24 protein-coding genes, 1 tRNA gene and 1 pseudogene are annotated in these 26,226 nt (G+C 72.5%); 8 read left to right on the top strand and 18 right to left on the bottom strand.

The window, feature by feature from the left end; translation table 11 throughout:
• Window positions 1-72 precede the first annotated feature (72 nt).
• Window positions 73-156, bottom strand: a tRNA-Tyr gene (locus tag ABZ780_RS19845).
• A gap of 147 nt (window positions 157-303) precedes the next feature.
• Between ABZ780_RS19845 and ABZ780_RS19840 the strand changes: the two genes are divergently transcribed.
• Window positions 304-798: a YajQ family cyclic di-GMP-binding protein gene (locus ABZ780_RS19840; RefSeq protein ID WP_357010674.1), complete on the top strand. Its 495-nt coding sequence runs from the start codon at window positions 304-306 to the stop codon at window positions 796-798.
• A 167-nt stretch (window positions 799-965) separates the two neighbouring features.
• Here the strand turns inward: ABZ780_RS19840 and ABZ780_RS19835 are convergent, their stop codons facing one another.
• On the bottom strand, window positions 966-1,496 hold the full coding sequence (locus ABZ780_RS19835; protein WP_357010669.1) for a dihydrofolate reductase family protein: 531 nt from the start codon (window positions 1,494-1,496) through the stop codon (window positions 966-968).
• 595 nt (window positions 1,497-2,091) lie between these two features.
• On the opposite strand from ABZ780_RS19835, the gene ABZ780_RS19830 reads away from it, so the two are divergent.
• Window positions 2,092-2,523: a MerR family transcriptional regulator gene (locus tag ABZ780_RS19830; RefSeq protein WP_357486916.1), complete on the top strand. Its 432-nt coding sequence runs from the start codon at window positions 2,092-2,094 to the stop codon at window positions 2,521-2,523.
• Between the two features lie 84 nt (window positions 2,524-2,607).
• Here the strand turns inward: ABZ780_RS19830 and ABZ780_RS19825 are convergent, their stop codons facing one another.
• The 9 genes from ABZ780_RS19825 to ABZ780_RS19785 form a co-directional block, all read right to left on the bottom strand.
• A complete protein-coding gene (locus ABZ780_RS19825) occupies window positions 2,608-3,867 on the bottom strand; it encodes an MFS transporter (protein WP_357486914.1) in 1,260 nt (419 codons plus the stop codon).
• Window positions 3,868-4,013: 146 nt separating this feature from the next.
• Window positions 4,014-4,889 carry a zinc metalloprotease HtpX gene (htpX, locus tag ABZ780_RS19820; RefSeq protein WP_357010661.1) on the bottom strand — a complete coding sequence of 292 codons (876 nt, stop codon included), beginning with the start codon at window positions 4,887-4,889 and terminating at the stop codon, window positions 4,014-4,016.
• 116 nt (window positions 4,890-5,005) lie between these two features.
• Window positions 5,006-6,496, bottom strand: coding sequence for a proton-conducting transporter membrane subunit (locus tag ABZ780_RS19815; protein ID WP_357486913.1), 1,491 nt, complete (start codon window positions 6,494-6,496; stop codon window positions 5,006-5,008).
• Between the two features lie 55 nt (window positions 6,497-6,551).
• Window positions 6,552-8,060 carry an NADH-quinone oxidoreductase subunit M gene (locus tag ABZ780_RS19810; protein WP_357486912.1) on the bottom strand — a complete coding sequence of 503 codons (1,509 nt, stop codon included), beginning with the start codon at window positions 8,058-8,060 and terminating at the stop codon, window positions 6,552-6,554.
• Window positions 8,057-9,991, bottom strand: a complete 1,935-nt coding sequence (locus tag ABZ780_RS19805) for an NADH-quinone oxidoreductase subunit L (RefSeq protein WP_357486910.1) — start codon at window positions 9,989-9,991, stop codon at window positions 8,057-8,059. The genes ABZ780_RS19810 and ABZ780_RS19805 overlap by 4 nt, the downstream gene beginning before the upstream one ends.
• Window positions 9,988-10,365, bottom strand: coding sequence for an NADH-quinone oxidoreductase subunit NuoK (nuoK, locus tag ABZ780_RS19800; RefSeq protein WP_357010651.1), 378 nt, complete (start codon window positions 10,363-10,365; stop codon window positions 9,988-9,990). The genes ABZ780_RS19805 and nuoK overlap by 4 nt, the downstream gene beginning before the upstream one ends.
• Window positions 10,362-10,931: an NADH-quinone oxidoreductase subunit J gene (locus ABZ780_RS19795; protein ID WP_357010648.1), complete on the bottom strand. Its 570-nt coding sequence runs from the start codon at window positions 10,929-10,931 to the stop codon at window positions 10,362-10,364. The genes nuoK and ABZ780_RS19795 overlap by 4 nt, the downstream gene beginning before the upstream one ends.
• Window positions 10,932-10,968: 37 nt before the next feature.
• Window positions 10,969-11,577, bottom strand: a complete 609-nt coding sequence (locus ABZ780_RS19790; protein WP_357486908.1) for an NADH-quinone oxidoreductase subunit I — start codon at window positions 11,575-11,577, stop codon at window positions 10,969-10,971.
• An 84-nt stretch (window positions 11,578-11,661) separates the two neighbouring features.
• Complete coding sequence (locus tag ABZ780_RS19785) at window positions 11,662-12,090, bottom strand: ester cyclase (protein ID WP_357010642.1); 429 nt, start codon at window positions 12,088-12,090, stop codon at window positions 11,662-11,664.
• Window positions 12,091-12,175: 85 nt separating this feature from the next.
• On the opposite strand from ABZ780_RS19785, the gene ABZ780_RS19780 reads away from it, so the two are divergent.
• Window positions 12,176-13,195 carry a glutathione S-transferase C-terminal domain-containing protein gene (locus ABZ780_RS19780; RefSeq protein WP_357010640.1) on the top strand — a complete coding sequence of 340 codons (1,020 nt, stop codon included), beginning with the start codon at window positions 12,176-12,178 and terminating at the stop codon, window positions 13,193-13,195.
• A 158-nt stretch (window positions 13,196-13,353) separates the two neighbouring features.
• Here ABZ780_RS19780 and nuoH read toward each other — a convergent pair whose 3' ends face one another.
• Both nuoH and ABZ780_RS19770 read right to left on the bottom strand, forming a co-directional pair.
• Window positions 13,354-14,316, bottom strand: coding sequence for an NADH-quinone oxidoreductase subunit NuoH (gene nuoH / locus ABZ780_RS19775; protein ID WP_357010638.1), 963 nt, complete (start codon window positions 14,314-14,316; stop codon window positions 13,354-13,356).
• A gap of 362 nt (window positions 14,317-14,678) precedes the next feature.
• Window positions 14,679-15,245 (bottom strand): annotated as a pseudogene (locus ABZ780_RS19770) (NADH-quinone oxidoreductase subunit C); the annotation flags it as partial.
• Window positions 15,246-15,350: 105 nt separating this feature from the next.
• Between ABZ780_RS19770 and ABZ780_RS19765 the strand changes: the two are divergent.
• Window positions 15,351-16,397: a glucose 1-dehydrogenase gene (locus ABZ780_RS19765; protein ID WP_357010636.1), complete on the top strand. Its 1,047-nt coding sequence runs from the start codon at window positions 15,351-15,353 to the stop codon at window positions 16,395-16,397.
• A gap of 16 nt (window positions 16,398-16,413) precedes the next feature.
• Here the strand turns inward: ABZ780_RS19765 and ABZ780_RS19760 are convergent, their stop codons facing one another.
• On the bottom strand, window positions 16,414-17,730 hold the full coding sequence (locus ABZ780_RS19760) for a DUF2252 domain-containing protein (protein ID WP_357010633.1): 1,317 nt from the start codon (window positions 17,728-17,730) through the stop codon (window positions 16,414-16,416).
• Between the two features lie 36 nt (window positions 17,731-17,766).
• Complete coding sequence (locus tag ABZ780_RS19755) at window positions 17,767-18,348, bottom strand: NADH-quinone oxidoreductase subunit B family protein (protein ID WP_357010629.1); 582 nt, start codon at window positions 18,346-18,348, stop codon at window positions 17,767-17,769.
• A 188-nt stretch (window positions 18,349-18,536) separates the two neighbouring features.
• Between ABZ780_RS19755 and ABZ780_RS19750 the strand changes: the two genes are divergently transcribed.
• A complete protein-coding gene (locus ABZ780_RS19750) occupies window positions 18,537-19,100 on the top strand; it encodes a SigE family RNA polymerase sigma factor (protein ID WP_357010626.1) in 564 nt (187 codons plus the stop codon).
• Complete coding sequence (locus ABZ780_RS19745; RefSeq protein ID WP_357486906.1) at window positions 19,093-20,307, top strand: hypothetical protein; 1,215 nt, start codon at window positions 19,093-19,095, stop codon at window positions 20,305-20,307. Before ABZ780_RS19750 ends, ABZ780_RS19745 begins: the two co-directional genes overlap by 8 nt.
• 54 nt (window positions 20,308-20,361) lie before the next feature.
• Here ABZ780_RS19745 and ABZ780_RS19740 read toward each other — a convergent pair whose 3' ends face one another.
• From ABZ780_RS19740 to ABZ780_RS19730, 3 genes are read right to left on the bottom strand one after another with little or no spacing between them, the layout of a single operon-like run.
• Complete coding sequence (locus ABZ780_RS19740) at window positions 20,362-21,849, bottom strand: aminotransferase class V-fold PLP-dependent enzyme (protein ID WP_357486904.1); 1,488 nt, start codon at window positions 21,847-21,849, stop codon at window positions 20,362-20,364.
• 27 nt (window positions 21,850-21,876) lie between these two features.
• A complete protein-coding gene (locus ABZ780_RS19735) occupies window positions 21,877-23,331 on the bottom strand; it encodes an MFS transporter (RefSeq protein ID WP_357486902.1) in 1,455 nt (484 codons plus the stop codon).
• 32 nt (window positions 23,332-23,363) lie between these two features.
• Complete coding sequence (locus tag ABZ780_RS19730; RefSeq protein ID WP_357010614.1) at window positions 23,364-23,678, bottom strand: MGMT family protein; 315 nt, start codon at window positions 23,676-23,678, stop codon at window positions 23,364-23,366.
• 61 nt (window positions 23,679-23,739) lie between these two features.
• On the opposite strand from ABZ780_RS19730, the gene proB reads away from it, so the two are divergent.
• Window positions 23,740-24,849, top strand: coding sequence for a glutamate 5-kinase (proB, locus tag ABZ780_RS19725; protein ID WP_357486899.1), 1,110 nt, complete (start codon window positions 23,740-23,742; stop codon window positions 24,847-24,849).
• 26 nt (window positions 24,850-24,875) lie between these two features.
• On the top strand, window positions 24,876-26,117 hold the full coding sequence (locus ABZ780_RS19720; RefSeq protein WP_357486897.1) for a glutamate-5-semialdehyde dehydrogenase: 1,242 nt from the start codon (window positions 24,876-24,878) through the stop codon (window positions 26,115-26,117).
• The last annotated feature ends 109 nt before the right edge of the window (window positions 26,118-26,226 follow it).

The following is a 26,226-nucleotide window of genomic DNA, read 5'->3' as shown; positions in this document are numbered from 1 at the left end:
GTGCCCGTTGCGCGGGAATACAACAATGGCCCTTAACTCGCGTTTCCGCAGGTCAAGGGCCTTGCCGTTCCCTGGTGGCGGGTAGAGGATTCGAACCTCTGAAGCTTTCGCGACGGATTTACAGTCCGCTCCCATTGGCCGCTCGGGCAACCCGCCAGGGCACCCCACCGCGTCGCAACGCGGCGGCGGAAGCAAGGATAGCGGCTCACCCCGGCACCGGTGCAACCGGGTACGGTCAGAGGGTCGTGCCGCTGGTCGGTGGCCGACGGCAGGCCCAGACCGCCGGACAGCAGGAGCAGACGAATGGCAGCGAACCCGTCTTTCGACATCGTGAGCAAGGTTGACCGCCAGGAGGTCGACAACGCCCTCCGTCAGGCGGAGAAGGAGCTCGCGACGCGGTTCGACTTCCGCGGCACGGGCGCGGAGATCTCCTGGTCGGGTGAGGAGGCGATCGGCCTTCAGGCGGAGACTGAGGAGCGGGTCCTCGCAGCCTTGGACGTGTTCAAGGAGAAGCTGGTCAAGCGGAACATCTCGTTGAAGTCGCTGGACGCTGGCGAGGCTCGCCCTTCCGGCAAGGTTTTCAAGATCGACTGCAAGGTGATCCAGGGCATCGAGACGGACAAGGCCAAAGCGATCGGCAAGAAGATCCGCGACGAGGGCCCGAAGGGCGTCCAGGCCCAGATCCAGGGCGACCAACTGCGGGTCACCGGCAAGAAGCGGGACGATCTCCAGGCGGTCATCTCGCTGCTCAAGGGCGAGGACTTCGGCGTCGCCCTCCAGTTCACCAACTACCGCTAGGCAGGTCGGCCGCCGTTTGCGGGCGGCCGACCCCCACGGTTCGATTCCCGACCGGGGCGGACTACAGCATGGTTGGAGCGGCGAGAGCGTCGCCGCACGGGCGAGACCGCACGGCACGCCGGCTCAACAATCCAGCGCCAGCATGATCGACAGTCGGCCAGGCTCGCTCAGTGGACGACCCGGTACCAGTGGGCGGTCTCGCCCGGGATCGGCACCAGTCGCACCTGGCCGCCGTCACCCGGATTGTCGAACATGTGCACTCCACCCCCGAGCAGCACTGGAGCGAAGAACACCAGGATCTCGTCGAGCAGCCCGGCCCGAAGGCACTGCATGCCGATGTCCGCGCCGAGGACGTTCACGTACCTGTCGCCGGCGGCCTCCTTGGCCTGTGCGACCGCGCTGTGCAGGTCGCCGACGAACGTGACGCCTGCGGGCGGCTCGACTGGCGGCCGGTGGGTGAGCACGAACACCGGCCCGTGGTACTGGCCGCCGAACGCGCCTTCACTGTCGGTGCCACGGTTCGGGTCGTCGCCGCCGAAGGTGCGGTTGCCGGCGAGGATCGCGCCGACGTTCGCCAGCAGTCGCTCCGCGGTCGGGTTCTCGCCCGCGAGGTGTTCGGTCAGCCACGACATGTCTCCGCCGGGGCCGGCGATGTAGCCGTCGAGCGACGCCGTCGCCGAGTACAGCAGCTTGGCCATGGTTCCCCCTTCGTCGGTGGCCAGTCTGGCGGACCGTCGACGGCCGGAGAAGTCGGAACAGGGGCACCGGGCACAGCGGCACCGACTGCGGTACGAGGCTTGCATCCGGTACCCGGGTACGGGCTTACCGTCGGATGGTGACCGACGAACACCCAGCGGCTAACGACTCGTGGGTTCCCGAGTCGTGCCGCCTACCCACCGTTGAGCGGCCCGTTCGCGTCGCCGAGTTCGATCGGTTCTTCACCACGGCCGTCCGGCGCGTCGACCGGCCGTCTGCACGGTGCCTGCGGCTACACCTGACCGGCACACCGGAGGTGGAACGCGTGGCGCGGGACCTGAGCGCCCGGGAGTCGGCGTGCTGCTCGTTCTTCACCTTCGAGATCACCCGGACCGCCCCGGACGCGGTGACCCTGGACGTGCGGGTGCCGGCGTCGCACGCCAGCATCCTCGACGCCCTCGCCAACCGCGTGCGACCCAACGGCACGGTCGACCCCAACGGCACCGTCGCGAAAACGGCAACATCGCGGATAACGGCACGGTCGCGCCCAACAGCACGCGCCCGCCCGACAGCACAGACGCAGCGGACCGGTCCTGGTTGCGGAGCGGCCAACTGGCCGACGCCGCGGGGGTCAACCCACAGACGCTGCGCTACTACGAGCGCCGTGGCCTGCTCCGAGCGCCACGGCGGTCGCCGGGCGGGCACCGGCTGTACCCGTCGGAGTCGGTCACCCGGCTGCGGGTCATCAAGACGGCACAACGGCTCGGCTTCACCCTCGACGAGGTGACCGACCTGCTCGACGCGGGCCGGCGTCGCCGTTCGGGTGCCGGCCTGTCGGCCCGTGTCACGGCGAAACTGGCCGAGGTGGAGGGCAGGTTGGCCGATCTCACGGCCGTCCGGGACACGCTGCGGGAGGCCATCTCGGCCGGCTGCGACGACCTGGTCGCCTGCGCCGGCAGCCCCTGCTGTCCGCTGCCCTTCGCAGAGGCCCTGCCAGCGGCCCTCGGGGGCGAGCCCAGGCGCGGCTGAGGTCGACTCGGGTTCCTGGATGTCGGGGCATCCCCGCGACGGGGACACCCCGACATCACGGACGTCGAGTCGATCAAGAGGCGGTCAGACGGTGACCGGCTCCTCGACGCGTACCGTCGAGGTTTCCGCGCGGGCGATCGGCCCGGCGGGCAGCGCGGCGACCGCGGCCGCGACGGCGACCGCCGCCCCGGCGAACACGAAGGCCCACGGCACGCCGCCGGCACCATCCACGATCAGGCCGGCCACCGCGCCGCCAGCGGCGCTCGCCGCCACGGCCACGGTGACCACCCAGGTGTACGCCTCGTTCAGCATGCCCGTCGGGGCGATCCGGCCGACCAGGGTGTTCTCCAGGGTCAGCGCGGGCGCGATGGTGGCCCCACCGACGACCAGCGCGACGCCCAGGGCCAGCGGCGTGGGCATCAGCGCGAACACCACGAACGAGCCGGCCACCGCGGCAAGCAGCAGCGCGAACTGTCGGGTCATGTTCGCCGCCGGCCGCCGGACGCCGAACCAGAACCCACCGACCGCGCTGCCGACCCCCCAGACCGCCAGCAGGATCCCGGCGAGGCTCTCCGGGTCGTCGGCGGTGGAGTTGCCGGCGTACGCCGGGACGGTCACACCGGCGGCGCCGAATGCGATGCCGAGGCCTGCCACGCAGAACAGCAGGGCCGGGAATCCGGCGACCCGCAGCGGGCCGAGCCCTCGGGCGTGGTGCTCGCGCGGGTGTGGGCGCCAGCCGCGCATGACCCGGCCCAGGGCCACGGCGGTGGTGCCCACCAGGGTGACCACTGCTGCCCCGATCAGCGCAGCGGCGGCGTCGGCGAAGATGACGAAACCGGCCACGAGCAGCGGGCCGAGCACGAAGACGATCTCGAACAGCGAGGTCTCGGCGGCCAGTGCGGTGTTGCGCAGGGCGTACCGGCCGGAGTTGACGCTGGTCAGCTCGTTCCAGGCGCCGCGGATGGCGGCGCTGAGCGGCGGGTACGTCGCACCGGCGATGCCAGCCGCCAGGTAGATGGCCGGTAGGGCGTCCTCGCCCGACCGGCTGGCCAGCAGCAGCCCGGTGAGCGCCAGCGGGTGGGCGACGGCGGTGACCAGCAGGACGGGGGTCGGGCCGACCCGGTCGGCGACCCGCCCGGCCACCGGGCTGAGCACGGCGCCGGCAATGGCGTAGGTCCCGCCCGCCACGGCGGCGAGGGCGTACCGCCCGGTCACCTGCTCGACCACCAGCAGCAGCGCCAGCGGCGTCATGCCGATCCCGAGCCGCCCGATGATGCCGGCGAGCAGCAGCATCGGCGCTCCGGGGATCCGCCAGACACCCAGGTACTGACGCAGCGCGGCCACCATGAACCTCCGAGGATGTAATGAGCGTAAGCCGTCATGACCCTAACGCCGCCGGTCGGCGGGCAGGAACCGGATATCGCCCGGGACACAGCACTCCGCCCGCGACCGGTGCGACCGGTCGCGGGCGGAGTACGGGAATCAGCGGGTCAGCGTTGGAACTGCACCGGCCCCGAGTTGGCGGCCATCTGCTCCAGCCGGGCGACCCGGTCCTCCATCTTCGGGTGGGTGGCGAAGAGCGCGGACATGCCACCACCCCGGAACGGGTTGGCGATCATGAGGTGCGCGGTGCTGGTGAGCTGGCCCTGGGCCGGCAACGGCCGACGTCGGGCCACCGCATCGATCTTGCGCAGGGCGCTGGCCAGGGCCAGCGGGTCACGGGTCAGCGCCGCACCCGAGGCGTCCGCCTGGAACTCGCGGCTCCGGCTGATCGCCAGCTGGATGATGCTGGCCGCGATCGGACCCAGGATCAGGGTGAGCAGCAACACAGCCGGGTTAGGTCGGTCCTCGTCGTCCCCGCCGCCCAGCGGAATGAAGAACGCGAGGTTCGCCAGCAGGGTGATGATGCTGGCCAGGCCGGCCGCCACGCTGGAGATCAGGATGTCCCGGTTGTAGACGTGTGACAGCTCGTGCCCGATCACACCGCGCAGCTCGCGGTAGTCGAGGATCTCGGTGATGCCCTGGGTCACGCAGACCGCCGCGTTCTGCGGGTTACGGCCCGTGGCGAACGCGTTGGGCTGCGCGGTCGGGCTGACGTACAGGCGCGGCATCGGCTGCTGCGCGTCGGCCGCCAGCTCCCGCACCATCCGGTACAGCTCGGGGAACTGCGCCTCGCTGACCGGTTGCGCCTTCATCGAGCGGAGTGCGAGCTTGTCGGAGTAGAAGTAGGAAACGCCGTTCATGGCCAAGGAAATGACGACAGCGATGACCAGGCCGCCACTGCCGCCGAACCAGTAGCCCACCACGAGGATCAGCGAGGTGAGCAGGCCGAGCAGCGCGGCGGTCTTCAGACGGTTGTGGTGCACGATCTCTCCTTCGGTGCACGGATCACCGGGATCCGCTGACCGGTTCAACAACCCGGTACCCACCAACCATCCATCTCAACGCTGAGAGTTCACTGAGACTGGATCCGCAGGTCAGGTCACCTGCCGGCCAGGTCGAGCACCAGTTGCGGTGCGACGCCGAGCACCACGGCGGCCACCGTCGTCACCGCCAGCACCACTGCCACCACACCCACCACCGGTACGGCCGCCGCGCCGCCACCGCTTGTCGGTGTGGCGAGGGGCGGCGGCGCCCAGAGCGCGGCGGTCACCCGCAGGTAGTAGGCCAACCCGATCACCGCGTTCAGCGCCACCACCAGCGCCAGCCAGGCAGCCCCGCCGTCCAGCAGCGACCGGACAACTGTCACCTTCGCGAACAGCCCGGCCAGGCCCGGCGGCAGGCCGGCCAGGCCCGCCAGCGCGAGACCGAGCGCCGCCCCCCGCCACGGGTGCCGGCGAGCCGCCCCGCGCAGGTCCTCCAGCGTGCCGCCGTCCGCCCCCACCGGGCGCAACGCGGTCACCGCGGCGAACGCCGCCAGCTCCAACACCACGAAGAAGACGGCGTACGCCATCGCGGCGGCGTACGCGGCGGACCGCGCCTCGTCCGTGCGGCCGGCGGCCAGCGCCAACGCGCCCAGCGGGGCGAGGATGTAGCCGGCCTGGGCCACCGACGACCAGGCGAGCAGCCGGACCGTACGCCTCTGGCGCAGCGCGACCAGGTTGCCGACGGTCATCGTGAGCACCGCCAGCAGGGCGAGCACCGGGCCGGTCTGGTCCGCCGGCAGCGCCCGCTGCACCACGGCCAGCAGCGCCACCAGGCCACCCAGCTTCGACGCCGTCGACAGGTACGCCGCCACCGGCAGCGGCGCCCCGTCGTAGGTGGCCGGGGCCCAGGCGTGGAACGGCACCGCCGCCACCTTGAACGCCAGCCCGAGCAGCAGCAACGCCACGGCGGCGGTGGTCAGCGGCAGCTCCCGCAGCTCCGACCGCTCGGCGAGCAGCGTGCCGAGCCGGTCCAGGTGCAGCCCGCCGGTCACCGCGTACAGCAGCGCCGCACCGAGCAGGGTCAGCGTGGTGGCCACCACACTGACCACGAAGAACGTCACCGCCGCCTCGGCACTGGCCAGGCTGCCCCGGCGCAGGCCGACCAGCACGTACAGCGGCAGGGTCAACGTCTCCAGGGCCACGATCAGGGTGATCAGGTCACCGGCCGCGCCGAGCACCACGCCACCGGTCATCGAGCAGGCGAGCAGGAAGCAGTACTCCCCCACCGGCGACCGCCCGGCCCGCAGCGCCGGCACCGACAACCCGAGCACACCGAGCGTGAGCAGCGCCACCGCCGCGCCGACCAGGGCCGCCCGCCCACCGAAGATCCAGGAGCAGTCGGCGCCGACACAGAACGTCTGCCGCTGCGCTCCCGCGCCGACCAGGGCCGAGCCGACGGCGGTGCCGGCCGCGCCGAGCGCGGCCACCACGATCGTCGCCGCCGGCCGGGCCAGCAGCAGGTCGATGACCAGCACGAGCACGGCGGTGCCAGCCGCCAGGTACGCCGGCAGCAGCGCCACGCTGTCCACGCTCTGCACGGCGGTCACTGAGCCACCTTCATTCGCGACTGCGGGGCTCGCAACACCGGCTCACTCCTCGCGCTCACGGGGAAACCACCGCGATCAGCGCGTCGACCGGCGCCTCGGCGACGCCCAGGACCAGCGCCGGGACCAGCCCGATGGCCAGCGCGAGCAGCACCAGCGGCGCCCACGCGGTCACCTCCGCGCCGGCCAGGCCGGGACCGACCCGGCCCACCGCCGGGCTCGGCCGGCCGTGGGTGACCTGACGCAACAACCGCAGGAAGTACGCGGCCGTGAGCGCGCCGCCGACCGCCGCCAGCACCCCGAGGGTGGTCCACAGCGGGCCGCCCACCTGCACCGCCGCGACCACCGCGAACGCCTCCCCCCAGAAGCCGGCCAGCCCCGGCAGGCCGAGCGAGGCGACCGCCGCGAACGCGAGCAGGCCAGCCAGCCGAGGTGCGGTCTCCCGTAGCCCGGACAACTCGGCGAGAGTGCCCGTGCCGGTACGGTCCTTCACCGCACCGGCCAGGAAGAACAACAGGCCGGTGATCACGCCGTGCGCGACGTTGCCGATCAACGCCGCCTGGATGCCGGTGGCGGTCAACGTGGCGACGCCCAGCAGCACGAAACCCATGTGCCCCACGCTGGAGTACGCGATGAGCCGCTTCACCTCCGTCTGCGCCAGGCAGACGAGCGAACCGACCAGGATGGCGGCGACGGCCAGCACGCCCAGCACGGGCGCCGCCCAGCGGGCACCCTCCGGCGCCACCCCCACCGCCACCCGGATCAGGCCGTAGGTGCCCATCTTCAGCAGCACCCCCGCCAGCACCACACTGCCCACGGTCGGGGCCTGCGTGTGCGCGTCGGGCAGCCACGAGTGCAACGGCCAGAGCGGGCTCTTCACCGCGAACGCCAGAGCGAGCAGCGTGAACGCCGCGAGCTGGGTGCCCCGGGACAGCCCGCCGCCACCGGTCAGCGCCACCACGTCGGCGGTGCCGGCGGCGGCGACCACGACGTACACGCCGACCAGCAGCAACACCGACCCGAACAGGGTGTAGAGCGCGAACTTGCGGGCCGCCCGACGCCGGTCCGCGCCACCCCAGCCGGCGATGATCGCGTACATCGGCAGCAGGACGACCTCGAAGAAGAGGAAGAACAGCACCAGGTCCAGAGCGAGGAAGGTGCCCAGGATGCCCACCTCGACCACCAGCAGCAACGCCACCAGCGCCCGACCGCTGCCGCCGTCGGGCACCCGCCACATCGTGTACCCGCAGCACAGCAGGGTGAGCAGCGCCGTCAACACCACCAGCGGCCAGGAGATGCCGTCGACGCCGAGGTGGAAGCGCAACTCCAGGCCGGGCACCCACGGCAGGTCCACCTGATGCCACGGGCGCACCGCGGGCGCGCCCGCCGACCAGGCGAACCACCCCCGCCCCCCGAAGACCAACGGCACCGCCGCCAGCAGGGTCAGCGCCGCCGCGACCGTGCCGACCAGCCGGGCCGCCCGGTCCCCAGGCGTCGCCGCCACCGCGACCGCGCCGAGCGCCGGCACCACCAGAACGGCGACCAGCAACACCTGCCCGAACGTCATCGGGTGACTCCAATCAGGGTCGCCGCCAGGCCGATCAGCAGCGCACCGGCCAGCACCCCGGCGGCGGCGCGGGGCAGCGCTGCGCGGTGCAGGGCTGCCAACCCGGCGCCCAGCCCGGACGCGACCCGCCCGCTGCCCTCGACCGCCCCGTCCACCACCGACTCGTCGCCGGTGCGCGCGGCGCGGGCGAGCGCCCGGATGGGGCGTACGACAAGGGTGTGTTGGACGTCGTCGAGCCGGAACGCGCGGGCGAAGACCGGCCGCAGCGGACCCAGCGCCGCCGCCGGGTCGGCGGCGGTGTCCCTCCGCCAGCCCAGCCAGACAAGCCCCGCCCCGACCAGCAGCAACACCAGCGGCAACAGCAGACCCGGCCCGATGTGGACCAGGCCGTCCTCGGCGCCCGCCACCGGCACGGTGGCGAAGCGCAGCCGGTTGGCGAACGCCCCGACGAACCCGGCCAGGCCGAGCAGCGCGGCCGGCACGGCCAGCAGCAGCACCGGCCACCGCATGACCGCCGGCGGGTCGTGTGGCCGGACCAGCGGCAGCCGCGGCTCGCCGAAGAAGGCCCGCAGCAGCAGCCGGCCGGCGTACCAGGCGGTGATCGCCACGCCGACCAGACCAGCCACCCAGACCAGCCAGCCCACCCACGACGGTGCCGGCCCGGTGCCCTCCCGGGCGGCCGACTCGGCGACCGCCAGCACGCCCTCCTTGCTCCAGAAACCGGCCAGCGGAGGCACCCCGACCAGCGCGCCCAGGCCCACCACCGTGCACCAGAACGTCACCGGCATGCTGCGACGCAGCCCGCCCATCTCCGACATCAGCGTGCTGCCCACCGCGTGGATCACCGCGCCGGCGGCGAGGAACAGCAGCGCCTTGAACGCCGCGTGGGTGAGCAGGTGGAACAGCGCCGCCGACGGCGAGCCGACCGCCAGCGCTCCAGTCATGTAGCCGAGTTGGGAGACGGTCGACCAGGCCAGCACACGCTTGAGGTCGTCCTGCGCGGTGGCGGCGAGCGCGCCGAGCAGCAGGGTGATCGAGCCGATGACCCCGAGCACGGTCAGCGTCACCGGCGCCGCCGTGAACAGCGGGTAGAGCCGGGTCACCGCGTACACCCCGGCGGCGACCATCGTCGCGGCATGGATCAACGCGGAGATCGGCGTCGGGCCGGCCATCGCGTCCGGCAGCCAGGTGTGCAGCGGGAACTGGGCGCTCTTGCCGGCCACCCCGGCGAGCAGCAGCAGACCGGCGGCGGTCAGGGTCGCGCCGCTGTGGTCGTGCGCGAGCACGTCGGCGATCCGGAAACTGCCCGCCGACACGCCGAGCAGCGCGATGCCGAGCAGGAAACCGACGTCACCGACCCGGGTCACGAGGAACGCCTTCATCGCGGCGGCCGGCGCGCCGGGCAGTCGGCGGTCGTGGGCGATGAGCAGGTACGAGCAGAGGCCCATCACCTCCCAGCCGACCAGCAGCATCACCAGGTCACCCGCGACCACCACCAGCAGCATGGCAGCGGTGAACAGGCTGATCTGCGCGGCGTACGGCGGGTAGCGGTGGTCGACGTCGATGTCGTCGTGTGGGCCTCGCCGCAGGTAGCCGATCGAGTAGACCTGCACGGCCAGGGCGACCGCGGTGACCGCGACGGCGACGAGCGCGGCGGCGCCGTCCAGCCGTACGCCGAGGGTCACCGTCAGCCCACCGAGGTCGATCCACGTCGTCGACGTCTCCGTCGGGGAGTCGACTGTGACGAGCAGCGCGACGGCCAGTGCCAGCGCGCCGGCAGCACCGGTCACGCCGAGCGCGACGGCCAACATCCGGGCGCGGTCGCCGCTCTCCGCACCGCCGGGATGACGCGGGGCCGGTGGCAGCAGCAGACCGACCAGACCGGCGACCAGCGGTACGGCGGGCAGCAGCGCCCCGAGCAGCCCGCTCACCGGCCCACCTCCGCGTCCCGGCCGGCGGTTGCCGGCTCCCGACCAGCGACGGCCTGCGGCGGGTCGGCGGGCTCGGACAGCGGCACCTCGTCCACCGCCACGGTCGTCCGCATCCGGTAGAGCTGTAGGACGATCGCCAACCCCACCCCGATCTCGGCGGCGGCGAGAACGATGACGAACAGCGCGAAGACCTGACCGGAGTGCGGCAGCACCGCGCGGGCCGTGGTGTCCGCGGTGACGAGGATGAGGTTCACCGCGTTGAGCATCAGCTCGACAGCCATCAGCACCAGCACGGCGTTGCGACGGCGCAGCACGCCGTACACGCCGAGACCGAACAGCAGCGCGGCGGTGACGTACGGGATGACCGGCCTCACCGGCGCCCCCCGGAGTCCACGTCGGCCGCCGTGCCGGTCGGCGCTGCCGTGCCATCGCGTTGCGGGCCCGGCCGGCCGATGTCCGGCCGGGACAGCACCACCGCACCGACCAGGGCTGACAGCAGCAGCACGGAGAGCACCTCGAACGGCAGCACCCAGGCCCCGAAGATCTGCTCCCCGAGCCGTTCTGCGGTGCCCGCGTCAGGCAGCGTGACGGTGCTCCAGCGGTACGCGTCGACCAACAGGACGGTCAGCCCCAGCCCCGCGCCACCACCGATCAACGCGGCCGGCCAGCCGGGCCGGTCCAGGTCGTCGGACGCGCCGATCGGAGCCCGGGTCAGCATCACCGCGAACAGCAGCAGCACCACCACCGCGCCCACGTAGATCAGCACCTGCACCCAGGCGACCAACTCGGCGCTGAGCACCAGGTAGTCGCCGGCCAACGCGCCCAGGCAGACCACCAGGTACAACCCGGCCCGGACGAGGTGTTTCGTGGTCACCACCAGCACGCCGGCACCGACCGCGACGGCGCCCAGGGCGAGCAGCAGCAGATCCGCGCCGGTCACCGAGCCGCCCTCCCGGCGCGATCCACCTTATGCGGTGTCACGACGCGGAGCCGGGCTCGGGGCGTACCGCCGGGGCGGTCGGACGCGCGGCGGCCTTGCGCGCGGCGGCGGTCTCCTCCTTGGCCGGCTCGCCGTTGGGGTCGTGCGCGGGCGGCGGCGGAACGGTGGCCATCCACTGGCCGAGGTGGTCCTTGTCGTGCAGCAGGTCCTTGATGTCGTACTCGGCGTACTCGAACTCGGGGGACCAGTAGAGCGCGTCGAACGGGCAGACCTCGATGCAGATGCCGCAGTACATGCAGAGGGAGAAGTCGATGTCGAACTTGTCGAGCACGTTGCGCTGGCGGGGGCGGGCGGCGCCGGGCACCGCCACCTCCTCCTTGTGCGAGTCGATGTAGATGCACCAGTCCGGACACTCGCGGGCGCAGAGCATGCAGACGGTGCAGTTCTCCTCCGACAACGCGATCACGCCGCGCGAACGGGGTGGCAACTCGGGGGCGACATCGGGGTACTGCTGGGTGGTCGAGCGGCTGGTCATCGTCTTGAGGGTGACCGCCAGCCCCTTTACCAGGCCAGAGCCGGGCAGGCCGCGCTCGCGGGCGTCACCGGCCGGGTCGCCGTGCTCGCTGGGGTCGGTCATGTCGACCATCCTGCCCTGTGGCCCCCGTGCGCGCGACCACCCCCCGCAGGTTGCGGCGGTACCGTGGTCGGTCGGGAGAACGAACGCGCTGGATCAGGCCCCGGGTCCGCTGACGACGGTCGGTGGGAGCATCTCGACGCCGAGCTGCTGGAGCAGCTGGAACAGCTCGTTGCAGCTCCACACCTCGACGATCCGGCCCGCCGTGTCGAAGCGCAGGAACGTCGCCCCGGAGTAGCTGACCACCTGCCCGGTCGGAGGCACCGGCCCGAACTGCCCCGCGTGGGTGCCGGCCGCCCGCCAGTGCACGGCCACCCGCTCACCCGCCGCCACCACGTCCACGATCTTGTAGCGCAGGTCCGGGAAGGCCGCCCGCCGCTCGCGGTGCCAGGCCAGGGTGGCCTCCGGGCCGGTGCCGCCCAGCCCCGGGCACTCGTCGGCGATCAACTCGTACGCCGACTCCTCCCGGCGGGCGTTCCACACATCGGCGATGAAGCGGCGCGCCGCCGCCTCCACATCCGTCATGACGGCAGGGTAGCCGGACTCAACGCATCAGCAGGTTGGAGATCAGCAAGGATGGGAACAGACACTGACTGACCAGGAGGGTGACGTGGGCGAGGAAGCAGGCGGCAAATACGTCGAGCCGGGCGGCGAGTTCACCCGGGACCAGCGGTACATCGCCACCCGGATCACCATGGACGGGCGGGACGGCTACCCGGTCGAGCCGGGCCGGTACCGGCTGGCCGTCAGCCGGGCCTGCCCATGGGCCAACCGCCTGATCATCGTGCGGCGGCTGCTCGGCCTGGAGGACGCCATCTCGATGGCGGTGGCCGGCCCGACCCACGACGCCCGGAGCTGGACCTTCGACCTCGACCCGGGCGGGCGCGACCCGGTGCTCGGCATCGAGCGCATCCAGGAGGCGTACTTCAATCGTTTCCCCGGCTACGAGCGCGGCATCACGGTGCCGGCGATCGTGGACGTGCCGACCGGGCAGGTGGTGACAAACGACTACGCGCAGATGAGCCTCGACCTGTCCACGCAGTGGACCGCGTACCACCGCGACGGCGCCCCGCAGCTCTACCCCGAGCACCTGCGGGCACAGATCGACGAGGTCAACGGCGTGGTGTTCGCCGACGTCAACAACGGCGTCTACCGGTGCGGCTTCGCCGGCAGCCAGGAGGCGTACGACAAGGCGTACCACCGGCTCTTCGACCGGCTGGACTGGTTGACCGCGCGGCTGACCGACCAGCGCTACCTGGTCGGCGACACCATCACCGAGGCCGACGTGCGGCTGTTCACCACCCTGGTCCGGTTCGACCCGGTCTACCACGGCCACTTCAAGTGCAACCGGCAGAAGCTGAACGAGATGCCGGTGCTGTGGGCGTACGCCCGGGACCTGTTCCAGACCCCCGGGTTCGGCGACACCATCGACTTCGACCACATCAAGCGGCACTACTACGAGGTGCACCGGGACATCAACCCGACCGGGATCGTCCCGCTCGGCCCCGACCTGTCCAACTGGCTCACCCCGCACGGTCGGGAAGCCCTCGGTGGCCGCCCCTTCGGTGACGGCACCCCGCCACCACCGCCGGCCGAGCCGGTCGACCCGGCGCACACCCCGCTGCGCTGAGCGGCAGGCGCACCCCGGCACCCCGAGCCCTCCCGCGATCTTGCACTTTGTGACGCCGATATGCCCTGTTGACCACATTCGTCGAGGCAGAAAGTGCAAGATCGACGCGGTGGGGGGTGGGTGGTGTGGGGCACGGGGCGCAGCGCGATCACCGGGCTCTACAGGGCGACGCGGACCGCCGCCGTGAGGACCAGCTGGGCGAGGGACGCCGGCACCAGCACCAGCCAGCAGAGCCGCTGGAGCTGGTCCTCACGCAGCCGGGGGTAGGACACCCGGAGCCAGATGATCACGAACGCCACGGCGAAGACCTTCAGCAGGGTCCAGAGCCAACCCAACTGATCGTCGGCGAACGGGCCGTGCCAGCCGCCGAGGAACAGCACGGTGGTCAACGCGGCGATCACCACGATGCCCACGTACTCGGCGAGCAGGAAGAACGCGAAGCGCAGACCCGTGTACTCGGTCATATACCCGAAGACCAGCTCCGAGTCGGCCACCGGCATGTCGAACGGCGGCCGACGGATCTCGGCCAGCCCGGCGACGAAGAAAATGATCATCGCGGGTGCCTGCCAGATGAGCCACCACGGCTGCCACGCCTCGACGATGCCGGACAGGCTGAGCGTGCCCGCCGCCATCGCCACCGACGCGGCGGCCAACACCAGCGGCAGCTCGTAGCCGAGCAACTGGGCGGCACCGCGCAGCCCACCGAGCAGGCTGTACTTGTTGGCCGACGCCCACGCCGACATGAGCACCGCCACCACACCGACGCCGACCACGGCCAGCACGAAGAACAGGCCGATGTCCAACGGTTGCCCGACCAGGTCGTTCGGGCCGAGCGGGATGACCAGCAGCACCAGCAGGTAGGGCACCAGCGCCACCGCCGGCGCCAGCCGGAACACCGCCCGGTCCGCCTCGCGCGGGGTGATGTCCTCCTTCTGCACGAACTTGACGCCGTCGGCCACGAGCTGCGCCCAGCCGTGGAAGCCGCCCGCGTACATCGGACCGAGCCGGCCCTGCATGTGCGCCATCACCTTGTGCTCGGCCTGGCCGACCAGCAGCGGCAGGGTGAGGAACGCGACCACCACGCCGCCGATCCGGAGCACCAACTCCACCCAGAGCGGCATCAGGCCGTACCCCCGTCGTGGTCGGTGCGGTCGTCGCGTCCCGCCGGGTCCGCGACCGGCTCGACGCCCGGCGCGGGCTTCTCGCCCGCGACCGCGCCGGACGCGGCCTTGTCGCTCGGGCCGGCGTCGAGGGCGGGCTTGTCAGGTGCGGCCGCGTCGGGCGCGGCCTTGTCGCTCGGGCCGGCGTCGAGGGCGGGCTTGTCGGCCGGGGCCGGGCCGTCGGCGGTGCCGGCGGCCCGGGGAGTACGCGCCGGACGGGCCCCCGGCGACGGCCGCGCGGGTCGCTCACCGGCGGGTCGGGCCGGGGTGCCGCCGCGCGGACCCTCCCCCACGCCGCCCGCGCCCGCAGGGGTGGGGACGGTCCCCCACTCGCCCGGAGCGGGCACGCCCGGCGGGCGGATCGGTCGACGGCCACCGCCGGCCTCCGACTCGCCCGGTTCCTTCGCACCCGGCCAGGGCTTGGCCACCCGGGAGGCGAGCACGAACTCCTTGCGCAGCGGATGACCCTCGAACTCCGGCGGCAGCAGCAGCGGTCGCAGCTCACCGTGGCCGTCGAAGCCGATGCCGAACATCTCGTGGGTCTCCCGCTCGTGCCACGAGGCACCCGGGTAGACGTCGACAACCGAGGCCACGATCGGCGCGCCGCGCGGCAACCGGGTGCGCAGCAGCACGCCGTGCCGCAGCCGGGTCGACCAGAGGTGCGCCACCACGTCGAAGCCCTCGGCCAGTTCGTCCACCGCCGACAGCCAGTCGAAGAAGTCGCAGGCCAGCTCGGTGTCGTCGCGTGCCGCGCGCACCGCGGCCAACCAGCTCGCCGGGGGTACGTCGACGGTGGCCCGGGCGTACCGCTGCCCGCCGGAGACCGACGGGGTCGCCTCGACCGGCGCGAGCAGCGCGACCAGCCGAGCGCCGAGGGCTTCGGGAGTCATGCCGCTGATCCTAGTGCGGGCTCGACCCACGCCGGTTGGTCGCCGATGCCCGACGATCTGCCGGCTTTGGGCGCGGCACAGCCCTCGGGCGGGAAGGATGGGGGCGTGCGCGCTGTGACTGTGAAACCCGGGGTCGCCAACTCGCTGCGCCTCGTCGAGGATCAGCCGGAGCCGGCTGCCGAGGAGGGCTCGGTCCTGGTCGAGGCGCTGGCGGTGGGGATCTGCGGCACCGACCACGAGATCATCTCCGGCGGGTACGGCGAGGCGCCGCCCGGCGCGGACCTCCTGGTCATCGGGCACGAGTCGCTGGGACGGGTGATCGAGGACCCGAGCGGCACCCTGCAAGCCGGTGACCTGGTGGCCGGAGTCGTCCGACACCCCGATCCGGTGCCCTGCCCGAACTGCGCAATCGGCGAGTGGGACATGTGCCGCAACGGGCAGTTCACCGAGCACGGCATCAAGGCGCTGCCCGGTTTCGCCCGCGACCGCTGGCGGATCGAACCCCGGTTCGCGGTCCGGCTCGACCCGGCGCTGGCCCAGGTCGGCGTGCTGCTGGAGCCGACAAGCGTGGTGGCCAAGGCGTGGGACCACATCGAGCGGATCGGGCACCGGGCCGAGTGGCAGCCGCAAACGGTCCTGGTGACCGGCGCCGGGCCGATCGGGCTGCTGGCCGCGCTGCTCGGCACGCAGCGCGGGCTCTCCGTCCACGTGTTGGACCGGGCGACGTCGGGGCCAAAGCCGCAGTTGGTCGCCGCGCTCGGCGCCACGTACCACACAGTGCCGGTCAACGATCTGCCCTTCGAGCCGGACGTCGTGGTCGAGTGCACCGGCGCGCCCACGGTGGTTCTCGACGTCATGTGCAAGGCGGCCCCGACAGGCATCGTCTGCCTGGCCGGGGTGTCCAGTGGTGGCCGGAAAATCGACTTCGACGCCGGGGCGCTCAATCGGGAGCTGGTGCTGGAGAACAACGTGGTGTTCGGCTCGGTGAACGCCAACCGGCGGCACTGGGACCTCGCCGCGCAGGCGCTCGCCCGCGCCGACCAGGTCTGGCTCAGCTCACTGATCACCCGTCGGGTGACGGTGGACAGGTACGCCGACGCGTACACCGCCGGTCCGGACGACATCAAGGTGGTGCTGGACTTCGCCTCCTGAACGGGCGGGCCGTCGGTCAGATGCCGGGCAGCCGCCCGTTGCGGAACAGGTCCACGAAGAGCTGGTGGTCCTGCCGGGCGCGCACCCCGTACGCGTGCGCGAAGTCCACCAGGTGGGTGACGAAGCCCGACTCGTCGGAGTCCACCGCGGCCACGATCGCCTCCTCGGTGGAGTAGTCCACCAGGTCGTGACTGGACTCGTCGTCGGCGACCGAGTGCATCCGGGCCACCGCCCGGCCCAGGTCGGCCAGGATTCCGGTCAGCTCCTCGGGCTCGTTGACGTCGGCCCAGTCCAGGTCGGCGGCGTACGGGGAGACCTCCGCGACGAGTTGGCCGGCCCCGTCCAACTCGGTGAAGCCCAGCCACGGGTCGGCGTGCGCCTGCAACGCCCGCTGCGACTCGGCGGTCCGGTGACCCTGGTGCCGGAAGTAGCCCCGCACCGACTCGTCGGTGCTGTACCGGGCCACCGCCGGCACCTGCGCCTGCTTCATGTAGATCACGACGTCGTTCTCCAGCGCCTGGGTGTGCCCCTCCAGCAGCAGGTTGTACGACGGCAGCCCGGCCGACCCGATGCCCACCCCCTTGCGCAGCACCACGTCCTTGATCCGCGCCGCCAGCGGGCGGGGCCGGCCCGAGGTGGCGGGCAGGGTGCCCAGATATTCCTCGAAGGCAGCGAGAACCTTGCTCCGGGTGTCACCGTCGACCTCGAAGACCCCGTCGCCGATCGAGAACCGGCGCTCGTAGTTGTCCACGGTGGTCTGCTCGGCGAGCAGGTCGACCCGCGTGTTGAGCCGGGCCTGCTGGAGTACCCGACGCAGCACTCCGTCGGCGTTGTCCAGGGTGATCGAGCCGATCGCGTCGTCCCCACCGGCGGCGATCGCCCGCAGTTCGGTCAGGTACGACCGGGCGAAGCCGGCCACCAGCTCACCGATCACCGTGTCGGAGAGCGCCTTGCTGTAGCCGAGCAACGCCACGCTGGCCGCGAACCGCCGCAGGTCCCAGGTGAACGGCCCGACGTACGCCTCGTCGAAGTCGTTGACGTTGAACACGAGCTGCCCGGAGGCGTTCATGTAGGTGCCGAAGTTCTCCGCGTGCAGGTCACCGTGGATCCACACCCGGCCGGTCCGCTCGTCGAGGAACCGGTCGTCGGCGAAGTCGCCGCGCTGGTCGGCGTAGAAGAGCGCGGCGCTGCCCCGGTAGAAGGCGAACGGCGACGCCGCCATCTTGCGGAACTTGCGGCGGAAGGCGGCCGGGTCCACCGCCATCGACGCCCCGAACTCCTCGGTGAGCACGTCGATGATGTGGGCGGACCGCTGGTCCACGGAGTTGCTCATGCTGCGCAGGCTAACCCCGCCCCGCCAGCCCGGGCGTCAACTCGCGGTGGGTGGGCGTACCGGCGGGGCGGTGAGCGAGTCGACGGAGCGCGGCGCGGCGGCTTCGCGGGGTGCGGTGTCCAGCGGCGCAGCGAGCACGTCGGGGCGGGCCACGCCACCGATGCCGGCCTGCTCCGCGGCGATCTTCTCCTGGAGGCGCAGGATGCCGTGCAGCAGCGCCTCCGGCCGGGGCGGGCAGCCGGGCACGTACACGTCGACCGGAATGAGCTGGTCGACGCCCTTGGTCACCGAGTACGAGTCCCAGTAGGGGCCACCGCAGTTGGAGCAGGCGCCGAAGGAGATGACGTACTTCGGCTCGGGCATCTGGTCGTAGAGCCGCTTGATCGCCGGGGCCATCTTGTCGGTGACCGTGCCGGAGACCACCATCAGGTCGGCCTGCCGGGGCCCGTGGGCGAACGGGATCACACCGAGCCGCATGAAGTCGTGCCGACCCATGCTGGTGGCGATGAACTCGATCGCGCAGCAGGCGAGACCAAAGTTGAACACCCAGAGCGAGTAGCGGCGCCCCCAGTTCAGCACGAACCGGATCGGCTCGCCGAGCACTGCCGGTAGCTGCACGACCGCCTCCCTCCTGTCCCCCACCGACAGTCAACCACAGCTCTCGGGCGCGACCCGGTGCCGGTGGGGACACGGACGTAAGCGGCGGAACAGTCGGATTCGCGGCAGGTCGGTGCGCAACCAGACCCGCTGCTGTGGAGTGTTACCGGCGCCCAGGGGCACCGGCCCGGGGGCGACGGGGAGGGGCAGTGACAGCAACGATGGGAGCCCGTGCCAACGAACCACCTGCGGCGCTGACCGCCAGGGGTCTGAACGCGGTGACGATCACCTTCGACGAGTTCTACCACGCGCACTTCCGGAGTATCACCGCCCAACTGTGCGCGTACACGGGGGATCTGGGTGGCGCTCAGGACCTGGCCCAGGAGGCGTTCTGTCGGGCGTTGGCCCGCTGGGACCGCCTCGTGCGGTACGACGATCCGGTGGCCTGGGTGCGGCGGGTCGCCTGGAACCTGGCCCGCAGCCGCTGGCGCCGGCTGCGTACCGCTCGCAACCACCTCATCCGGCAGCGACGGACCGAGGCCGAGGTGGACGGCCCCACACCGGACCGGGTGGCCATCGACGCGGCGCTCGCGAAGCTGCCCGCCAACCACCGTCGGGCCGTGATCCTGCACTACCTGGCCGACCTGTCGGTCCACCAGATCGCACTTCAGGAAGGCGTGGCCGAGGGCACCGTCAAGTCCTGGCTGCACCGTGGTCGGACCGCCCTGGCCGGACTGCTCGACGAGAACACCGAGGGGGTTTCCGATGTCTGATCTCGATCCTCGGCTGCGCGAGCGGTTCACCGTCTACCGCACCGATGTCACCACCCGCGTCGTCGGTCCCGGTCCCGACCAGGCCCGGCGCACCCTGCGCCGTCGTCGGCGGACGACGGCGGTGGCCGTTGCCGCGGCGGCCGTCGTCCTGGCGCTGGCACCGGTCGTCGCGAACGCCGCGCTCAACAGCGAGCGGAGGGCGCCGGTCCCGGCGGAGTCGGTCGACCCGACGGCCCCGCCGACGACGGAGCCGCTGCCGACGACGTCCCCCACCGAGTCACCGAGCTCGACACCCTCGACCGCTCCCAGCGCCCCGGACGGCCGGATCAGTCGGGCGCAACTGCTCGCCGCCCGCCTCGACCTGCCGGCCTGGCCGTCGGTCGCGCCGGACAGCTGCACCACCTCGAGGGTGCGACTGGCGACCAGTTCGAACAAGGACTACGTGCCGCTGCTCACCGACCTACCCGTGGGCCACGCCGACCTGGACGGTGACGGCGCCGACGAGACAGTCGCCGTCGTCGCCTGCCGCTACGGCGAGGCGTTGGCGAAGCAGGTCGTCGCCTTCGACCGAAACGACAGTGGGCAGATCGTGACACTCGGTCGCGTCGTCCGGACCACCGACGGGGTCGAGGACATCCGCGGCCTGAAGGTGAGCACCGCCGGTTCGATCGAGGTGCGGGTGGCCGATCTCCAACCGTGCTGTGACACCCCGGCGTACTGGGCCCAGGAACAGCTGCGCACGTACCGGTGGGAGGGTGACCGGTTCACCCAGACCGACGGTCCGACGAAGTTCGGAAAGGACCCCCGGCTCACCGACCTGCGATTGTCCATGACATACAAGCTGGGTGCGTTCGTCGAGTCCGACGCTCGGCAATATCTCACCACCGTCCTGACCGTCAAGAACGCCGGCTCCCACGACGCGGAGCGGATCATGCTCAGAGGATTGGGCCTGGGCGAGCCGACCGGCGGCGACTGGTCGACGTGTGGGAAGCCGCCGGCGTCGGACCCTGAGGGCTCCGGGTGCATGCTTCCCGGAGTACCTGCCGGTGAGAGTCGCCGGTACACGTTCCAGCAGTTGATTCCCGGAGGGGCGCGGCGGGAGGACATGGCGCCGCAGGTGGTCGCCGTCTCGCACTGGGACCGGCAGGACCGCAGGTGGCGCGACCTCGCACAGAACGACAACGGGGTGACCCTCGATCTCGGTTGAGAGCTGCTGGTGCCCCGCCCGTGAGGGCGGGGCACCGGCGGTTCGCGCGCCGGCCTACCAGGTGGGGCGTTGCAGCAACCCGACGAACTCCACAAGCAGCCGTTCGCGCAGCGCGGGCGCAGCGGCGTCGAGCAGGGTGTTCACCACAGCCATCCGGGCCGGCGTCGGCGCGTCCCCGGCACCGAGCCCGAGCCCGGCCGCGAGCCCGGCGACCACCTCGAGCGTGAGCGCGTCCGGTGTCAGCGACGTCGCAAGGGCCGTCAGTTCGGGCGGGAGCACGACCGGGCCCGCCGCACGGGCCGCGGCCACCGCGTCGGCCAGGTCCGGGCCGAACTCGGCCACCCGGGGAGCGACCGCGGCCGTCACCGTGAGGTGCACACTGGCCGGAAGGCCGGCGTACGACATCTGGGGCTGGGTGTGCCAGCCACGCGCGGTCAGCTCGTCGACCAGCACGAACAGGTCGGGGCCGCCCTCGGTCGCGGTGAAGCAGACCACGGTGGACTCCGGCTCGGCCATCAGCCGCAGGCCGTCGACGGCGCGGACGGCGTCGGCCAGGCCGGCGACCGCGTCCCGGGTGGCGGCGGTCAGTCGCAGGTAGCCGTCGTCGCCGAGGTGTCGCAGGGTGGCGTACGCGGCGGCGATCGGCCCGCCCGATCGAGTGGACGCGATCACCGGGTTGATCATGGTGTAGCCGGGCCAGTCGGCGTACGCGAAGTACTGCGGGGCGCGTAGCGCGGCGTCGCGGTGCAGCAGCACCGACACGCCCTTCGGCGCGTACGCGTACTTGTGCAGGTCCACCGAGATGGAGGTGACCCCGGGTACCGCGAAGTCGAACGCCGGCACCGGTGCGCCGAGGCGACGCAGGTACGGCAGGGTCCAGCCACCGAAGCACGCGTCGACGTGGCAGCGCACCCCGGCGTCGGCCGCCGCCGCCGCGATCTCCGCGACCGGGTCCACCACCCCGTGCGCGTACGACGGCGCGGAGCAGGCCACCAGCACCGTCTCCGGGCGGATCGCGGCGGCCATCGCGGCCGGGTCGGGGCGCAGCGTGTCCGGCGAGACGGGCACCACGTCCAGCGCCACCCGCAGGTAGTGCGCCGCCTTGGCGAATGCGGCGTGCCCGCTCGCCGGAACCACGATCCGGGGTGCGGTGATCTCCGAATGGGCGTCCCGGGCTGTCTTGACGGCGAGGATCAGTGACTCGGTGCCGCCGCTGGTGACGCTGCCGACCACGTCCGGCGCGGTCGTTCCCGGCCCGCCGCCGAGCACCCGCCCGGCAGCGCCGACCAGCGCGTTCTCCATGGCGAGCAGGGACGGGAACGCGGTCGGATCGAGCCCGTTGACGTGCGCGCTCTCCCGGTGCGCAGCCGCGGCGAGGTCGTCCAGCCCGGGCACCGCCGGGTCGTAGACGTACGCGAACAGCCGCCCCCCGTGCGTCGGCGCATCACCGGCCCGCAGTCCCCGAACCTCAGCAAGAGCAACCTCCGCAGCAACCCCGCCGGCGAACAAAGCCCCGCCCCCAACCCTGCTCTCGTCGATCATGGAGTCGTGGTGCCCTTCTTGTGATGGTCAGCGGCTTTCGTCCCCCACCACAACTCCTTGATCGACGCGGCGCTGGTTCGTGGCGGCGGCCAGGACGGCGGGGGTGAGGGTGTAGTGGCGTAGGAACAGGAGCGGCGGCGCTATCAGGAGGGCGGGCAGGATCGTGAAGCCGAGCAGGACGCCCAGCCTGGCCGTGTCGGACTGGGCCGCCGCCGTGCCGGTGTCGGAGGAGACATAGCCGGAGAGCTGGAGCACCAGCCCGTAGATGCCGGGGCCGAGGGCCAGGCCGAAGGTCTCCCCGGCGGTCCAGAGGCCGGTGAAGACACCGGCCTGCCGCCGGCCGGTGCGCGCCGTGTCGTACGCGATGCAGTCCGGCAGCATGGCAAGCGCGAACACCTGCTGACCGGCGTACCCGACGCCGATCACCGCGACCACCAGGTAGACGGCGACCGCTGGCAGCACCGGGGCGGCGACCAGGGCGAGCGCCCCGGCGGCGAGGATCAGCGCGGCGGCGATCAGCGCGGCCCGCTTGCCCAGCCGGGCGCCGACCCGGGACCAGAGCGGCATCACCAGCAGCGCCGGCCCGACGAAGCAGACGAACAGCAGGGTCGGGCCGCTCCGCTCGTCGCGCAGGATCTGCCCGGCGAAATAGTTGACCCCGGCGAGGATGGTCGCCACCCCGGCGGACTGCACCACGAAGCAGATCAGCAACGCCCGGAACGGCCGGTTGGCACTGGCCACGGCGAGTTGGGCGCGCAGTGTCGGCTCGCTGGCACCCACCACGCCGCCCGGCGCGGAGCGGGTGCCGAAGAACGCCCCGACGGCGCCGATGGCGATGAGCGCCGCCACGAACAGGCCCATCCACCGGTGCCCGGCCACCCCGTCCCCGCCGGCGGTCACCACCAGCGGGGCCACCGCGCCGGAGACCAGGATGGCCAGCGCCAGTACGGCGATCCGCCAGGTCATCAGCCGGGTGCGCTCGGTGTAGTCGTCGGTCATCTCGGCCGGCATCGCCACGTACGGCACCTGGAAGAAGGCGAACGCGGTGGCGGTCGCCAGGAAGGCGAACGCCACGTACGCGGCGGCAGCCGGGCCGTTGCCGAACGGCGCGGCGAAGATGGCCGCGAAGAGCACGGCGAGCGCGAGGCCCGCGACGAGCAGGTACGGCCGGCGGGCACCCCAGCGCGACCGGGTGCGGTCGGAGATCCGCCCGGCAACCGGGTTGACCAGAACGTCCCATGCCTTCGGCAGCAGCACCAGCAGGGCGGCCAGCCCGGCGGCCACGCCCAGCGTGTCGGTCAGGTAGGGCAACAGCAGCAGGCCGGGCACGGTGCCGAACGCACCGGTGGCCAGTGATCCGAGCGCGTAGCCGGCGTGCACCGGGCGGGGCAGCGGGCCACCGACCGGCGGGTCGACGGCTGGCGAGCCGGCAGCTTGCGGACCGACGGCGGGCGGGTCGACAGCACCCGGCGGCTGGTTCATGGGGCCGAATGTTACTCACGTTATGACGGTGGTCACATCCCCTCATCCGGCGACCAGCCCGCCGCCCGGATGTCCACGCCCTCGCCGCGCAACGGCGCTCCCTCGGCCCGCAGCCGCGCCCGCGCCTCCCGCTCGTGCCCCGGCGGCAGCCGGCCGGACGCGTTGACCACCCGGTGCCAGGGCACCGAGCCACCGTGCCGGGCCATGATGCTGCCCACCAGCCGGGGCGAGGTGCGTCCGGAGCGCTCGGCCAGGGCGTCGGCGACCCCGCCATACGACATCACCCGCCCCTGCGGGATCCGCTCAACCAGGTCGAGCACCGCCTCGACGTACTCGTCAGGTGTCACAATCGGCCACCATATGGGAAGGCCTCCGGGCGACGCGGCCGTGACCACGCAGAATGGTCGGGTGCGCGACGCAGTCACGACGGCCCGGCGGGTCGTCGTCAAGATCGGATCCTCCTCGTTGACCACCGCCACCGGCGGGCTGGCCGACGAGCGCGTCGACGCGTTGGTCGACACCCTCGGCCGGCTCACCGCCGAGGGGCGCGAGGTGGTGCTCGTGTCCTCCGGCGCGATCGCCGCCGGGCTCGCCCCACTCGGGCTGACCCGACGCCCGCGCGACCTGGCCACCCAGCAGGCCGCCGCCAGCGTCGGGCAGGGCCTGTTGATCGGCCGGTACGCCGCCAGCTTCGCCCGGCACGGCCGCACGGTCGGGCAGGTGCTGCTCACCGTCGACGACGTGACCCGGCGGGCGCACTACCGCAACGCGTACCGGACGCTGCGCAAGCTGCTCGACCTGCACGCGGTGCCGATCGTCAACGAGAACGACACGGTCGCCACCGACGAGATCCGGTTCGGCGACAACGACCGGCTGGCCGCCCTGGTGGCCGCGCTGGTGCACGCCGACCTGCTGCTGCTCCTCTCCGACGTGGACGCGCTCTGGACCGGCGACCCGGCCCGCCCGCAGTCGACCCGGATCACGGAGGTCCGCAGCGACGCGGACCTCGCCGGGGTCACCATCGGCGGCAGCGGCCGGTCCGGCGTCGGCACCGGTGGCATGGTGACCAAGGTCGAGGCGGCCCGGATCGCCACCGGCTTCGGCATCCCGGTGGTGCTCACCGCCGCCGACCTGGCCGCACCGGCGCTGGCCGGCGAACCGGTCGGCACCCTGTTCCACCCGCAGCGGCAGCGCCCGACGGCCCGGCTGTTCTGGCTGGCCCACGCCACCTCGCCACGGGGACGGCTGCACCTCGACCCGGGTGCGGTGGCCGCCGTCGTCGGTCGACGCAAGTCGCTGCTGCCCGCCGGCATCACCGCCGTGGACGGCACGTTCACCGCCGGCGACCCGGTGGACCTGGTCGACACCGCCGGCGCTCCGGTCGCCCGCGGGCTGGTCAACTACGACGCGGTGGAGCTGCCCGGGCTGCTCGGTCGCTCCACCTCCGAACTCGCCGCGGCGCTCGGCCCGGCGTACGAACGGGAGGTCGTCCACCGCGACGATCTCGTACTGCTGTAAGCAACGGCACACGTGAGGAGCGCAGGATGAGCGTCGTCGAGCAGGCGCGGCGAGCACGGGAAGCCGCCGCGACACTGGCCGTGTCCACCCGCACGGTCAAGGACGCCGCACTTGTCGCGATGGCCGACGCGCTTGTCACGCGTACCCCGGAGATCCTGACCGCGAACGAGTCGGACCTGGCGGCCGGTCGGGAGGCCGGGCTGAGCGCGGCCGTGTTGGACCGGCTCGCCCTCGACGCGGGCCGCGTGGCCGGCATCGCGGACGCGCTGCGCCAGATGGCCGCGCTGCCCGACCCGGTCGGCGAGGTGGTCCGGGGCTCGACCCTGCCCAACGGCCTGGAGCTGCGCCAGATCCGGGTGCCGTTCGGGGTGGTCGGCATCATCTACGAGGCACGCCCCAACGTGACAGTGGACGCCGCCGGGATCTGCCTGAAGTCCGGCAACGCGGCTCTGCTGCGCGGGTCGTCCTCGGCCGCGCACTCCAACGCCGCGCTGGTCGCGGTGCTGCGGGACGCCGTCGCCGGGGCCGGGCTGCCGGCCGACGCGGTGCAACTGCTCGACGCCAGCTCCCGCGAGTCGGTCAAGGAGCTGATGCGCGCCCGAGGGCTGGTCGACGTGTTGATCCCGCGCGGCGGCGCGTCGCTGATCCGCACGGTGGTCGAGGAGTCCACCGTGCCGGTGATCGAGACCGGGGTCGGCAACTGCCACGTCTACGTGGATGCCGCCGCCGACGTGGCGAAAGCCGTGGCGGTGACGCTGAACGCCAAGACCCAGCGGCTGTCCACCTGCAACACGGCCGAGTCGCTGCTGGTGCACGCCGGTGTCGCCGACGCGTTCCTGCCGCCGATGCTGGCCGCGTTCGCCGAGGCCGGGGTGACCGTGCACGGCTCCCCCGAGGTGGTCGCGTACTCCGCCGCCGTGGTGCTGGCCACCGACGAGGACTACGCCACCGAATACCTGTCCGCCGACATCTCCGTCGCGGTGGTCGACTCGCTGGACGCGGCGGTCGCACACATCCGGCGGTACGGCACCGGGCACACCGAGGCGATCCTCACCGACTCGGCGACCGCGGCCCGCGACTTCGTGGCCCGGGTGGACGCGGCGGCGGTGATGGTGAACGCCTCCACCCGGTTCACCGACGGGGGCGAGTTCGGGTTCGGCGCGGAGATCGGCATCTCCACGCAGAAGCTGCACGCCCGTGGCCCGATGGGCCTGCCCGAGCTGACCAGCACCAAGTACGTCGTCACCGGGGACGGTCACCTGCGCTAGCCGCAGCGGCGCACGTGCGGCCGGCTGCTCAGCCGGGCTCGGCGGCGGCTGCTCAGCCGGCGGTCTCGGCCAGCCCTGGCGGGCGCACGGCCTGGCGGGCGGGCGGCCC

Origin of the sequence: Micromonospora sp. NPDC047467, from assembly GCF_040643095.1 — a bacterium.
Classification (GTDB): domain Bacteria; phylum Actinomycetota; class Actinomycetes; order Mycobacteriales; family Micromonosporaceae; genus Micromonospora.
Note: the sequence above shows the minus strand (reverse complement) of the source record. Positions and strands in the feature narration are given on the sequence as shown.